General features: G+C 56.9%; 11 protein-coding genes and 1 other RNA gene. 10 read left to right on the top strand and 2 right to left on the bottom strand.

The annotated features are described in order from the left end of the window. The first annotated feature begins 4 nt into the window (after window positions 1–4). The 10 genes from A7Q03_RS07005 (at window position 5) to metK (ending at window position 9,663) form a co-directional block, all read left to right on the top strand. Window positions 5–2,023 carry a prolyl oligopeptidase family protein gene (locus tag A7Q03_RS07005; protein ID WP_067448515.1) on the top strand — a complete coding sequence of 673 codons (2,019 nt, stop codon included), beginning with the start codon at window positions 5–7 and terminating at the stop codon, window positions 2,021–2,023. Window positions 2,024–2,301: 278 nt separating this feature from the next. Next, window positions 2,302–2,538: an acyl carrier protein gene (gene acpP, locus A7Q03_RS07000; protein ID WP_003824915.1), complete on the top strand. Its 237-nt coding sequence runs from the start codon at window positions 2,302–2,304 to the stop codon at window positions 2,536–2,538. 117 nt (window positions 2,539–2,655) lie between these two features. Then, a complete protein-coding gene (fabF, locus tag A7Q03_RS06995; RefSeq protein WP_067448513.1) occupies window positions 2,656–3,903 on the top strand; it encodes a beta-ketoacyl-ACP synthase II in 1,248 nt (415 codons plus the stop codon). Window positions 3,904–4,137: 234 nt separating this feature from the next. Continuing rightward, on the top strand, window positions 4,138–5,118 hold the full coding sequence (locus A7Q03_RS06990) for an NAD(P)H-dependent glycerol-3-phosphate dehydrogenase (RefSeq protein WP_067448511.1): 981 nt from the start codon (window positions 4,138–4,140) through the stop codon (window positions 5,116–5,118). A 161-nt stretch (window positions 5,119–5,279) separates the two neighbouring features. After that, window positions 5,280–5,615, top strand: a complete 336-nt coding sequence (locus A7Q03_RS06985; RefSeq protein ID WP_067448509.1) for a hypothetical protein — start codon at window positions 5,280–5,282, stop codon at window positions 5,613–5,615. After that, window positions 5,612–5,908 (top strand): cell division protein ZapA, encoded by a 297-nt coding sequence (locus A7Q03_RS06980; RefSeq protein WP_064105706.1) that lies wholly within the window; start codon window positions 5,612–5,614, stop codon window positions 5,906–5,908. The genes A7Q03_RS06985 and A7Q03_RS06980 overlap by 4 nt, the downstream gene beginning before the upstream one ends. A 17-nt stretch (window positions 5,909–5,925) precedes the next feature. Continuing rightward, window positions 5,926–6,104: non-coding RNA, 6S RNA (gene ssrS, locus A7Q03_RS06975), on the top strand. A 169-nt stretch (window positions 6,105–6,273) separates the two neighbouring features. Then, window positions 6,274–8,133, top strand: a complete 1,860-nt coding sequence (gene hscA, locus A7Q03_RS06970) for a Fe-S protein assembly chaperone HscA (protein WP_067448507.1) — start codon at window positions 6,274–6,276, stop codon at window positions 8,131–8,133. Window positions 8,134–8,321: 188 nt separating this feature from the next. Further along, the gene (locus tag A7Q03_RS10745; protein WP_255361311.1) at window positions 8,322–8,444 is read left to right on the top strand and encodes a hypothetical protein; all 123 of its coding nucleotides are present in this window, start codon (window positions 8,322–8,324) and stop codon (window positions 8,442–8,444) included. A 49-nt stretch (window positions 8,445–8,493) separates the two neighbouring features. After that, entirely contained in the window at window positions 8,494–9,663 is a 1,170-nt protein-coding gene (gene metK, locus A7Q03_RS06965; RefSeq protein WP_049258140.1) for a methionine adenosyltransferase, read from the top strand. Window positions 9,664–9,770: 107 nt separating this feature from the next. Here the strand turns inward: metK and A7Q03_RS06960 are convergent, their stop codons facing one another. Continuing rightward, window positions 9,771–10,322 carry a hypothetical protein gene (locus A7Q03_RS06960; RefSeq protein ID WP_067448505.1) on the bottom strand — a complete coding sequence of 184 codons (552 nt, stop codon included), beginning with the start codon at window positions 10,320–10,322 and terminating at the stop codon, window positions 9,771–9,773. 221 nt (window positions 10,323–10,543) lie between these two features. Then, a complete protein-coding gene (gene thrS / locus A7Q03_RS06955) occupies window positions 10,544–12,451 on the bottom strand; it encodes a threonine--tRNA ligase (RefSeq protein WP_067448504.1) in 1,908 nt (635 codons plus the stop codon). Window positions 12,452–12,467: the final 16 nt, after the last annotated feature.

Raw genomic sequence — 12,467 nt, 5'->3', positions numbered from 1 at the left:
TGAAATGTCTGCCGACCGTTATGCCGTGTTTGAAAACCTAAACACTCCCGAAACCAGTGCTTTCGCTGCCGCCGAACATGCGCAAACGCAGGCCTGGCTGGAGAGCCGGCCGGATTACGAGCCGATGCGCCGCGATATTTTGGCGGTGTTGCAAGACGAGCAGCAGATTCCGTTTTGTCAGGAGCACCGCGCGCGGATGTATCACTTTTATCAGAGCGAGGAGTTTCCGAAGGGCGTGTACCGCGTGTGCAGCACGGCTTCGTATCGCGCCGGGCTGCCGGAATGGGAGGTGTTGTTTTCGGTGGCGGATTTCGATGAGGTGTTGGGCGCGGATGTGTATTTAGACGGCGTGTCGCACTATGTGGAGCAACCGAACCGGGTGTTGCTCTCGCTCAGCCCGGGCGGCGGCGATGCGGCGTTTACGCTGGAATTCGATTTGGAAACGCGCCAAGTGGTGCCCAACGGTTTCCACTTTCCGGCGGGCAAAAACCATATTGCCTGGCGTGATGAAGACAGTGTGTGGGTGTGCCCGGCTTGGGACGAGCGCCAGCTTACGGCTTCGGGCTATCCGCGCGAGGCGTGGCTGTTGCGGCGCGGGCAGAGTTTCGAGGAAGCGCAGCCGCTGCTGCAAACGGCGGCGGAATCGGTGTGGGTGCACGCTTGGCGTTATCTGGATGCGCAGGGCGCGCCGCTGGATTTGCTGGAAGAAAGCACGGGCTTTTTCAGCCGCCGTTATTTTCAGGTAGCCTCCGACGGGGCGTTGCTGCCTTTGGGGCTACCTGAGACTTGCGAAATCTGCGGCTATTTGGGCTGCTGGCTGCTGGTGTTGCTCAAGCACGACTGGCAGCGGGCCAACCAAAGCTATGCGGCGGGCAGCCTGGTGGCGGTGAAGCTGAACAAGGGCGTGTTGGGGAAGGCGCAATGCCTGTTTGCGCCGCAGTCGGGGCAATCGGTGGAGGGCGTGGAAACCACGCGCCATTTTGTGGCGGCCACCTTGCTGGATAATGTTTCAGGTAGCCTCAAAGCCTGGCGTTTGCAGCAGGGGCAGTGGCAGCCGGCCGAAGTGCCCGAACTGCCTCTGGAAGGGGCGGGCGTGCTGGAATTTGCCGACCAGCCTTGGGGCGGTGATGTGCTGTATATCGCGGCCAGCAGCTTCCTTTCGCCGCTCACGCTCTATACGCTGGATTTGCAGAGGCAGGAGTGGTGCGTGATGCGGCGGCAGCCTGCGCAGTTTGATCCGGAGGGGTTGGGCGTGCAGCAGTTGCACGCTGTGTCGGCCGACGGCGAGCGCATTCCGTATTATCACGTGGGCAACGGCGAGCCGAAGGCGCCCGCGCTGGTGTATGCCTACGGCGGCTTCGGCGTGCCGGAACTGCCGTATTATTTGGGCATCATCGGCCGGCATTGGCTCGCGCAGGGCGGTGCGTTTGTGTTGGCCAACATCCGGGGCGGCGGCGAATTCGGCCCGGCTTGGCACGCTGCCGCCCAAGGCGCGGCGCGCAAACATAAAAGCGCGGAAGATTTGGTGGCTGTGGCGCAGGATTTGGCCGTGCGCGGTTTGTCTGCGCCCGAACGCATCGTGTTGCAGGGCGGCAGCAACGGCGGATTAGTATGCGCCGCTGCTTATTGTGCCGCGCCGCAGAGCATCGGCGGCATGGTGTGCGAAGTGCCGCTCACCGATATGTTGCGCTATCCGCACCTCTTAGCCGGCGCTTCGTGGCAGGAAGAATACGGCAATCCCGATGCCGAGCCGGATAGGGGCTACCTGAAAAAACTTTCGCCCTACCATAATCTGCACGATGGCCAAACCTACCCGCCCGCCCTCATCACCACCAATCTGAGCGACGACCGCGTGCACCCCGCCCACGCGCTCAAATTCCACGCCCGCCTGCGTGAAATCGGTGTGAATAGCCGCCTCTACGCCCCCGAAGCCGGCGGTCATGCGGGCAATGCCTCGCAGGAAGAAGTGGCTGCCGAGCTGGCTGCTGTGCTGGTGTTTTTGCGACAAACGGTGGGCAAATAGCGGTATGGCTGCAGCGGATACCGGGTTGGCGAATGCCGCAGCGGTTGCCGAAATTTCACTATAAAGGCAGATGCCTGCTATTGCTTGTTGATATCGGCTTTTTGGCGCAGTTTGCAAAGGCCGTGCGCTATGCTAATATGCGCACCGTTGTTTTCAGGTAGCCTCAAATCTTTGCAGGGCACGGATAGCAAAACGCATATAAATCCGTTACAATGCCGTTTTTAGAGAACTACCTTTAAAAATTTTTTCCCCGTTTATTTAAGGACAAGGACCCCGCAATGGAAAATATCGAACAACGTGTGAAGAAAATCGTTGCCGAACAATTGGGTAAGAGCGAAAGCGAAGTGAAAAACGAATCTTCTTTCAGCGAAGATTTGGGCGCCGACTCTCTGGACGTGGTTGAGCTGGTAATGGCTTTGGAAGAAGCTTTCGGCTGCGACATCCCCGATGAAGAAGCTGAAAAAATCACTACCGTTCAACAAGCCATTGACTTTGTTACTTCCCGCTCCAACTAATCGGCAGCAGGTTTAACAGCAGAATATCAGCCTCTGCCCCGGCGCATTTCCCGCCAAGGGCAGGGGTTTTTGTTATTGCGGCCGCTTTTGGGCAGGCCGGAGGATAGATAACTAATCATGAGTCAGAGAAGAGTGGTGGTAACCGGGCTGGGGCAGATTTCCCCGGTGGGCAACAACGTGGCCGATGCCTGGCAAAACCTGTTGGCCGGCGTGAGCGGCATTGGCCGGATTACCCGTTTTGACGCGGGCGAATTAAGCGCCCAAATTGCCGGCGAAGTGAAAGATTTCCAAATCGGCGATTATATCGGCGCCAAAGAAGCGCGACGCATGGATGCCTTCATCCACTACGGCATTGCCGCTGCCTTGCAGGCTGTGGCCGACGCTGGGCTGGACGACTACGCCGCCTTGGATAAAACCCGCGTGGGTGTGAACATCGGTTCCGGCATTGGCGGCCTGCCTTCCATTGAAGAAACCGGTATTGTGGTGCACGAAAACGGCCCGCGCCGCATCAACCCCTTCTTTATTCCCGGCTCGTTGATCAACCTGATTGCTGGCCACGTCACCATCCTTAAAGGCTACCAAGGCCCCAGCTACGGCATTGTATCTGCCTGTACCACCGGCGCGCACTGTATCGGCGATGCCGCCCGCATGATTCAATACGGCGATGCCGACGTGATGTTGGCCGGCGGTGCCGAATGCGCGGTGTGTATGCTTGGCGTGGGCGGTTTTGCCGCCATGAAGGCGTTGTCTACCCGCAATGACGACCCCGCCACTGCTTCCCGTCCGTGGGATAAAGACCGCGACGGCTTCGTGATGGGCGAAGGTGCCGGCGTGCTGGTGTTGGAAGAATACGAACACGCCAAAAAACGCGGCGCGAAAATCTACGCCGAACTGGCCGGTTTCGGCATGAGTTCCGATGCGCACCACATTACCGCGCCGAATGCCGAAGGCCCCGCCTTGGCCGTGGCACGCGCCCTGAAAGATGCCGGTCTCAATCCGAGCGACATTGATTATGTGAACGCGCACGGCACGTCTACCCCGCTGGGCGATGCCAACGAAACCACTGCGCTGAAACTTGCCTTCGGCGAACACGCCAAAAAACTGGTGGTCAATTCCACCAAATCCATGACCGGCCACCTGCTCGGCGGTGCCGGCGGCGTGGAGGCCGTGTACTCTGTGTTGGCGCTGTACCACCAAAAATCACCGCCCACCATCAATATCTTCGAGCAAGACATTGAAGGCGGCTGTGATTTGGATTACTGCGCCAACGAAGCCCGCGACCTGCCCATCCGTGCAGCTATTTCCAACTCATTCGGTTTCGGCGGCACCAACGGCACGCTTGCGTTCAAACGTTTTAACGGCTGATTAAGCACCGGTATTTAGAGTATAAAAGGCTACCTGAAAACGCAACGAAGCGGAGTTTCTGCAAAGCTAAAACCCGTTTGCCGTTTTTCAGGTAGCCTTTATAGCAAATAAATACACTGTCGATACCGGACAGCGAGCCATGGGCAGTGCAGATAGCACGGCAAGGTAAGCCAACACAGTGGCGAAAGTTAAGTTAATTTGGTATATCACCAGCAATCAACACAGGAGCACACCATGCAAATCTGCATCATCGGCGCCGGCGCTTGGGGCACGGCATTGGCCATCCACTTTGCCCAAAACGGCCAGCAAGTTTGCCTGTGGACACGCGAAACCGAACATGCCGCCACCATGCGTGCCGAGCGCATCAACTCAGGCTACCTGAAAGATTTCCCCTTCCCCGAAGCGCTCAGCATTGCCGACACACCGCCGCCCAAGCCCGAGCTTGTTATCATCGCCACGCCCACCGCCGGCTTGCGTGGCAGCCTGCAAACCATGCGGCAATGGGGCTGGGGCGATATTCCCGTGCTCACCGCCTGCAAAGGTTTCGAGCAAGGCAGCGGCCTGCTGCCACACCAAGTGGTGCGCGAAGAGCTGCCAGATAACCCGCGCATCGGTATTTTGTCCGGTCCCAGTTTTGCCCAAGAATTGGCGCAACAGCTGCCCTGCGCCGTTACCCTCGCTTCCGCTAACACTGCTTGGATTGAATCACTCGCCACCACGCTCAGCTCCGCCGTGCTGCGTCTGTATGCCAACGACGATATGGTGGGCGTGGGCGTGGGCGGTGCCGTGAAAAATGTGATGGCCATCGCGGTGGGCATCGCCGACGGCCTGCAATACGGCCTCAATGCCCGCGCCGCCCTGATGACGCGCGGCCTGGCCGAAATCAACCGCTTGGCGCTGGCTTTGGGTGCCAAGCAAACCACTTTGATGGGTTTGGCCGGCATGGGCGACCTCATCCTTACCTGTACCGGCTCGCTCTCGCGTAACCGGCAAGTTGGCCTCAAACTGGCCGAGGGCAAACCACTGTCTGTGATTTTGTCCGAGCTTGGGCATGTGGCCGAGGGCGTGTACACCATTCGAGAAGCCGGTGCACAGGCTGCCAAACTCGGCATTGAAATGCCCATCACACGCATCCTGAACGAGCTTTTAGGCGGCCGTGTTGATGTGAATGATGTGGCTGAGCGGTTGATGTTGCGTGAAATCCGCAGCGAATAATTAGCGCCGAGCCTATCTTGCCCTTATCATGCGAGTGGGTTAAAGAAGGAAGGCATTTAATTATAAATTTACCCGGTGCTTGTTCCGTATGGCGCAAGTTTCAGTATAATGCGGGCAGGTTGCTGCTTCTGGCGGCCAGAGATTTAGCAAGAGACAGATTCATGAATAATCAACTCGAACATTTGCAAAACTCCATCGAAACGCTGGTAAGCCGTTATCAGACCGCCGTGCGTGAAAAGCAGGCGCTGAGCAAAAAAATCAGCGATATGGATGCTGCATGGCAGAAACAGCGCCATGACCACCGCGCTACCGTGGACGGATTACAACTAGCCTACAGCGAAAGAATGTCGCGCTTGGAGCACGAGCTTTCCAGCCAGATTGAGGCCTTGCAGCAAGAAAATGCCGTTTACCGCAAACTGTTAGAGCAAAGTGCCGCTGATATCCGCGCCTTGCTCCAACGCTTGCCCGTGTCCGCCGCCAAGGAGCAGGTTGTATGAGTATCGAACAAGTCAATGTAGATATCCTGGGGCGCCAGTTTAATATTGGTACGCCCAACAGCGAGAAAGAAACCTTGCTGCAGGCGGTGCATATGCTGAACCAGAAAATTGGCGTGATCCAATCTTCCGGCCGGATTGTGGAAACCGACAAAATCGTGATTATGGCCGCACTGAACCTCACTCACGATCTGCTTAAAATGAGCGCGAAAGACGGTTTGGCAATTGGCGAAATTGAGCGTAGAATAAGCACCATGATCGAAAGTTGCGATAAAGCACTTGATTTGGAAAAGTAAACCGATTATTCTTCTTTATAACCCTGCGGTGTTTGTGAAGGCACACTATTCCTTTGAACCAATAATTTCGCTTCAGGCTGCAGATTGAGTGGTGGGCGTGCGCGTTCCTCGTGGACGTACCCGAAACTGCCGGAAGTGGCCAACCTTGATTCAAGGTTCAAGCGAATCGAGCCAAAGCGACATTCGCGGGGTTACCCATACTAAAAGCCGGTATCGTGGATGCCGGCTTTTGCGTTGGCTGCAAGATTTTCAGGTAGCCTCTATATCCGGTTGAGGCTACCTGAAAGGTTTAATTCCGACCGAAGCACTCAGCCAATATGTTAAAATAACCGCTTATTCCCATACTTAAACACACACCAACCACCATGGCACTCCTACAAATCGCCGAGCCCGGCCTCTCTGCCGCCCCGCACCAACACCGCCTAGCTGTCGGTATCGACTTGGGTACTACCAACAGCTTGGTTGCTACCGTGAAAAGTGGCCACGCTGCCTGCTTGCCCGATGAAGAAGGCCGTTTCCTACTGCCTTCGGTGGTGCGCTATGGTGCTGATGGGCAAATCATCACCGGCCGGGCTGCCCTGCAAAGCCAAACTGCCGACCCGGCCAACACCGTCAGCTCCGCCAAACGCCTGATCGGCCGTAAATTAGAAGATATTGATACCAGCCATCTGCCCTACCGTTTCGGCCAATCCGACCAACTAATCGACCTGCACACCCGCCAAGGTGCGAAAACGCCAATCGATGTATCTGCCGACATCCTGCGTGCACTCAAAGCCCGTGCCGAACAGAGTCTTGGTGGCGAGCTGGTGGGTGCGGTCATCACCGTGCCGGCCTATTTTGACGACGCTCAGCGCCAAGCTACCAAAGATGCTGCCCGCCTGGCCGGGCTGAACGTGCTGCGCCTGCTCAACGAGCCCACCGCAGCCGCCATCGCCTACGGGCTGGATAATGCTGCCGAAGGCACATTTGTTGTGTACGACCTCGGCGGTGGTACCTTCGACGTATCCATTTTGCAGCTCTCCAAAGGCCTGTTTGAAGTGAAGGCCACCGGTGGCAATTCTGCGCTCGGCGGCGACGATTTCGATCACCGCATGCTGTGCCATCTGATTGAAGTGAATCGTCTTTCTATTACCAACGCCCAAGACAGCCGCCTGCTGTTCAGCCTGGTGCGCCGTGCCAAAGAAGAGCTTAGCAGGCTACCTGAAAGCCGTATCCAAGCCGTGCTAAGCGATGGTACATCGATCGACACCATCTTCACCCGTACCCAATTCCATGCCCTCACCCAGCACCTCGTGGCGCAAACCCTTGTGCCGGTGAAGCAGGCGTTGAAAGACGCCGGCATCAGCAAAGGCGATATCGGCGGCGTGATTATGGTGGGTGGTGCCACTCGTATGCTGCATGTGCAACAGGCCGTGGGCAACTTCTTCGGCCAAACCCCGCTCACCAACCTAGATCCCGACCAGGTGGTCGCACTCGGCGCCGCCATGCAGGCCGACGTGCTGGCTGGCAACAAGCGCGACAACGACTGGCTGCTGCTCGACGTTACCCCTCTCTCACTTGGTCTCGAAACTTACGGCGGACTCGCCGAAAAAATCATCCCGCGCAACAGCACCCTGCCTACTGCCCGCGCCCAAGAATTCACCACCTTCAAAGACGGCCAAACCGCCATGACCATTCACGTGGTGCAGGGCGAACGCGAGTTGGTGGCCGACTGCCGCAGCCTCGCCAAATTTACCCTGCGCAGCATCCCACCGATGGTGGCCGGTGCCGCCCGCATCCGCGTAACCTTCCAAATCGATGCCGACGGCCTGCTTTCTGTGTCTGCCCGCGAGCAAACCACCGGTGTGCAGGCGCAAATCGAAGTAAAACCTTCCTACGGCCTCGACGACGAAACCATCACCCGTATGCTGGCCGACAGCATTAGCCATGCCGGCGGCGATGCCGCCGCCCGTGCCCGTGCCGAGGCCGTAGTGGAAGCCGAAAGCCTGATTGATGCAGTGGAAGTCGCGTTGGAGCTGGACGGCGACCTGCTCGATGAGAGCAGCCTGGCCGCCATTCGCGCTCAAATCGCCACCTTACAAAGCCTGCTCCCCGAGGCCGAAGCCAACCCCATCCGCAACGCCACCGCCGCCCTTGCCGCCGGCACCGACGACTTTGCCGCCAAACGCATGGACCGCAACATCCAGCGCGCTCTCACCGGTCAGCGGGTGGAAGATATGGCGTGAATAAGGCAGAGTTTGATAGAGGCTACCTGAAAACGAGGTTTCTGAAAAAAGAAGTGGAGTTTCTGCGAAGCTGAAAATTTCAGGTAGCTTTCTTCCCATTGAGGCTGCCTGAAACCCATCCCATCCCGCCGCTTGCCGCAGCAGACGGGATTTGTTATCATCTGCGGCGCATTAAGAGTTGGGAACCCATGCCAACCTGCCTGCCGCAAACGGCGCGTAAGGTGGACGGCCGAGAGGCCGATGTGGCTCGTCTGAATCAGGCCGGGCAATATCTCTTCCCGCCTGGTGCGGGATTTTTTATTGCCCGTTGAGCCCTCCTTGCTAGGCTGCAAGGTTTATCTATTATCTGAAAGACATATCATGAGCGAATACCTCTTTACCTCCGAATCTGTTTCCGAAGGCCATCCCGACAAAGTGGCCGATCAAGTATCCGATGCCATTCTCGATGCCGTCCTCGCCCAAGACCCCAAAGCCCGCGTGGCTGCCGAAACGCTGGTGAACACCGGCCTGTGCGTGCTGGCCGGGGAAATCACCACCACCGCACACGTGGACTACATCAAAGTGGCGCGTGAAACCATTGCCAAAATCGGCTACAACTCTTCCGAGCTCGGCTTTGATGCTAACGGCTGCGCGGTGGGCGTGTATTACGACCAGCAATCACCCGACATCGCCCAAGGCGTGAACGAAGGCGAAGGTATCGACCTGAACCAAGGCGCGGGCGACCAAGGCCTGATGTTCGGCTATGCCTGCGACGAAACTCCCACTCTGATGCCCTTTGCCATCTATTACAGCCACCGCCTGATGCAGCGCCAGAGCGAACTGCGCAAAAGCGGCCAGCTGCCTTGGCTGCGCCCCGATGCTAAAGCGCAAATTACCGCCGTGTACGACAGCGAAACCGGCAAAGTAAAACGCATCGATACCGTGGTGCTTTCCACCCAGCACGATCCGTCTATCGGCCATGAAGAACTGAGCAAGGCCGTGATTGAGCACATCATCAAACCCGTGCTGCCGCCCGAAATGCTTACCGCCGACACCAAATACCTCATCAACCCCACCGGCCGCTTCGTGATTGGCGGGCCGCAGGGCGACTGCGGGCTCACCGGCCGCAAAATCATTGTCGATACCTACGGCGGCGCAGCCCCGCACGGCGGCGGCGCATTCTCCGGTAAAGACCCGAGCAAAGTAGACCGATCCGCTGCCTACGCTTGCCGTTATGTGGCGAAAAACATCGTGGCCGCCGGTTTGGCGACCCAGTGCCAGATTCAGGTTTCCTACGCCATCGGCATCGCCGAACCCACTTCCATCGCCATCGACACCTTCGGTACGGGCAAAATCAGCGAAGACAAACTCATTGCCATTGTGCGTGAACATTTCGATCTGCGTCCGAAAGGCATTGTGCAGATGCTCGACCTCCTACGCCCGATTTACAGCAAATCTGCCGCCTACGGCCACTTCGGCCGCGAAGAGCCTGAGTTTACTTGGGAGCGCACCGATAAGGCCGCAGCTTTGAAGGCAGCAGCAGGTTTGTAGTCCCGTTTGCCAAACAGATTAGAGGCTACCTGAAAACGAGTAAAGCCAGTTTTCAGGTAGCCTCTTTAATGTGCGGGCAGAATGACTGAAGAACCCTCCAAGCCTACTTATTTATCAGGTCTCTTTTCTCTAAACTCTAAAAATGCATCAAATTTCGCAAACTCTGGCACTTGGATAAGATTCTCCGCCCGTATCATCAATCTATCCCCTTTGCGGACAAATCCGGAGTGAACGGAGAAAATGAAATCGCCGTTTTCCTCTTTGGAGAAATCAGCCACAACCGTGTCTTTCCCATAAAGCAAGCTGGGATTTCCCGCCGTTTGCACCTCATACTTCACCACAAAAGGCACATGCCTGGCCTGATAAAACAAGTTGTCTATCTCTTCTTTTGAAAGATGTGTTCCGGTTTTCGGCTTCAATCTCACCGTGAGTGCAAACAACCCTCGATGCGGAATCGGTACATCGTTCATCGTCTGTTGATAGCCTTCTTGCTGCGTACTGAACGGCACAGAAACCAGCGGCGTGGTACCCACTTCTCTATTCATATCGCTGATATAGTTGCCAACAAACGGGAGGACTGCCACAGTGGCAGCCATACCGATTAGTGCAAACACTATCAACACCGCCAGCGCTATCTTCTTCCAGCGTTTCTGCCCCATCTTCATTCCTCTAAAATACTGCCCAAAAGAATTTTCAGGTAGCCTCATGCAGCCCAGGGCTACCTGAAAAATTGTCCGCCTTCCGTTTGTGGGTTGTCAACGGAAGCCACAGTCAGGGCGTGGATGTTTGGCACAATGTTCCAGAAGAAGTCGGGCATTAATGCCAGGCCTATGTGCCCAAAAATTTTCAGGTAGCCACATAAAAGGCTACCTGAAAATCTTTAAACCACTGCCAGCTCTTGCTGCAAGCGGACAATAAACTCTTCTATCTGCATGCTGCCCAAATCCTCGCCTTTGCGGCGTACGGCCACTTGGCCGTTTTCCATTTCCTTATCGCCCACCACCACTTGGTAGGGGTAGCGCATTTGGCTGTTGTCGCGGATTTTGTAGCCGATTTTTTCGTTGCGAAGGTCGGCTTCGGCGCGCAGGCCGGCGGCTTTGAGTTTGTTGACCACTTCCAGGCAGTAATCGGCCTGTTTTTCGGTGATGTTCATCACCACCATCTGTACGGGCGCGAGCCAGAGCGGGAAGGAGCCGGCGTGCTCTTCAATCAGGATGCCGATGAAGCGCTCCAGCGAGCCCAAAATGGCGCGGTGCAGCATCACGGGACGGGCGCGGCCGTTGTCTTCGGTAACGTATTCGGCACCCAGGCGTTCGGGCAGCACGAAGTCGAGCTGGATGGTGCCGCACTGCCAGGAGCGGCCGAGCGCGTCTTTGATGTGGTATTCCACTTTCGGGCCGTAGAAGGCGCCTTCACCGGGCAGTTCTTCCCATTGCACGCCGCAGGCGGTGAGCGCATCGCGCAGGCCTTGTTCGGCTTTATCCCAAGTTTCGTCGGTGCCGGCACGCTGTTCGGGGCGCAGCGAGAGTTTGATGCTGACGTGCTCGAAGCCGAATTGTTTGTAAATTTTCATCACCAGCTGGTTGAAGGCGCGAGTTTCTTCGGCGATTTGGTCTTCAGTACAGAAGATGTGGGCATCATCTTGCACGAAGCCACGCACGCGCATCAGGCCGTGCAGCGCGCCGGAAGGTTCGTTGCGGTGGCAGGAGCCGAATTCGGCCAGGCGCATGGGCAGATCGCGGTAGGAACGCAGGCCGTGGTTGAAGATTTGAACGTGGCCGGGGCAGTTCATCGGTTTCACGGCGTAGTCGCGTTTTTCGGAGGAGGTGGTGAACATATTATCTTTGTAGTTCGCCCAGTGGCCGGATTTTTCCCAGAAGGTTTTGTCGAGGATTTGTGGGGTTTTGACTTCGCGGTAGCCTGCGGCATCAAGCTCGCGGCGCATATGCTGCTCGATGGTTTGCCACAGCGTCCAGCCGCGCGGATGCCAAAACACCATGCCGGGGGCTTCGTCTTGCAGGTGGAAGAGGTCGAGCTGTTTGCCGAGGCGGCGGTGGTCGCGTTTTTCGGCTTCTTCAATACGGGTGATGTAGGCTTTGAGCTCGTCTTTGGTGGCCCAGGCTGTGCCGTAGATGCGCTGCAGCATTTCGTTGTTGCTGTCGCCGCGCCAGTAGGCACCGGCTAGCTTGGTGAGCTTGAAGTGTTTTAAAAACCGGGTGTTGGGCACGTGCGGGCCGCGGCACATATCCACGTATTCTTGGTGGTGGTACATGCCCATGGCTTCCACTTCGGGCATGTCTTCAATCAGGCGCAGTTTGTATTCTTCGCCGCGCTCTTGGAAGATTTTGATGGTTTCGGCGCGCGGGGTCATGATTTTGACCACATTGTAATCTTGATTAATCAGCTCTTTCATCCGTGCTTCGATGGCGGCTACGTCTTCGGGTGTGAAGGGTTTTTCCATGGCGATGTCGTAGTAGAAGCCTTCTTCAATCACCGGGCCGATTACCATTTTGGCGTTGGGATAGAGCTGTTTCACGGCATGGCCGACCAAGTGCGCGCAGGAGTGGCGGATGATTTCCACGCCTTCCGGGTCTTTGGGCGTGATGATTTGCACGGCGGCGTCTTCGGTAATCGGGTCGCACGCATCGCGCAATACGCCGTTCACTTTGCCGGCCACGGTGGCTTTGGCCAGTCCGGAGCCGATAGAAGCGGCGATTTGGGCAACGGTTACGGGGGCTTCGTATTGGCGCACGGAGCCGTCGGGCAGGGTGATGTTGATTTGGGACATGATGGTTTGTCTTTCT

The organism is Eikenella sp. NML99-0057 (assembly GCF_001648535.1).
Lineage (GTDB): Bacteria > Pseudomonadota > Gammaproteobacteria > Burkholderiales > Neisseriaceae > Eikenella > Eikenella exigua.
This window is presented reverse-complemented; position numbering and strand designations above follow the sequence as displayed.

What these genes read in the sequence shown, in the direction of transcription:
- A7Q03_RS07005 (WP_067448515.1), top strand. Translation starts at nt 5, where the DNA reads ATGTCTGCCGACCGTTATGCCGTGTTTGAAAACCTAAACACTCCCGAA.
- acpP (WP_003824915.1), top strand. Translation starts at nt 2,302, where the DNA reads ATGGAAAATATCGAACAACGTGTGAAGAAAATCGTTGCCGAACAATTG.
- fabF (WP_067448513.1), top strand. Translation starts at nt 2,656, where the DNA reads ATGAGTCAGAGAAGAGTGGTGGTAACCGGGCTGGGGCAGATTTCCCCG.
- A7Q03_RS06990 (WP_067448511.1), top strand. Translation starts at nt 4,138, where the DNA reads ATGCAAATCTGCATCATCGGCGCCGGCGCTTGGGGCACGGCATTGGCC.
- A7Q03_RS06985 (WP_067448509.1), top strand. Translation starts at nt 5,280, where the DNA reads ATGAATAATCAACTCGAACATTTGCAAAACTCCATCGAAACGCTGGTA.
- A7Q03_RS06980 (WP_064105706.1), top strand. Translation starts at nt 5,612, where the DNA reads ATGAGTATCGAACAAGTCAATGTAGATATCCTGGGGCGCCAGTTTAAT.
- hscA (WP_067448507.1), top strand. Translation starts at nt 6,274, where the DNA reads ATGGCACTCCTACAAATCGCCGAGCCCGGCCTCTCTGCCGCCCCGCAC.
- A7Q03_RS10745 (WP_255361311.1), top strand. Translation starts at nt 8,322, where the DNA reads ATGCCAACCTGCCTGCCGCAAACGGCGCGTAAGGTGGACGGCCGAGAG.
- metK (WP_049258140.1), top strand. Translation starts at nt 8,494, where the DNA reads ATGAGCGAATACCTCTTTACCTCCGAATCTGTTTCCGAAGGCCATCCC.
- A7Q03_RS06960 (WP_067448505.1), bottom strand. Translation starts at nt 10,322, where the DNA reads ATGGGGCAGAAACGCTGGAAGAAGATAGCGCTGGCGGTGTTGATAGTG.
- thrS (WP_067448504.1), bottom strand. Translation starts at nt 12,451, where the DNA reads ATGTCCCAAATCAACATCACCCTGCCCGACGGCTCCGTGCGCCAATAC.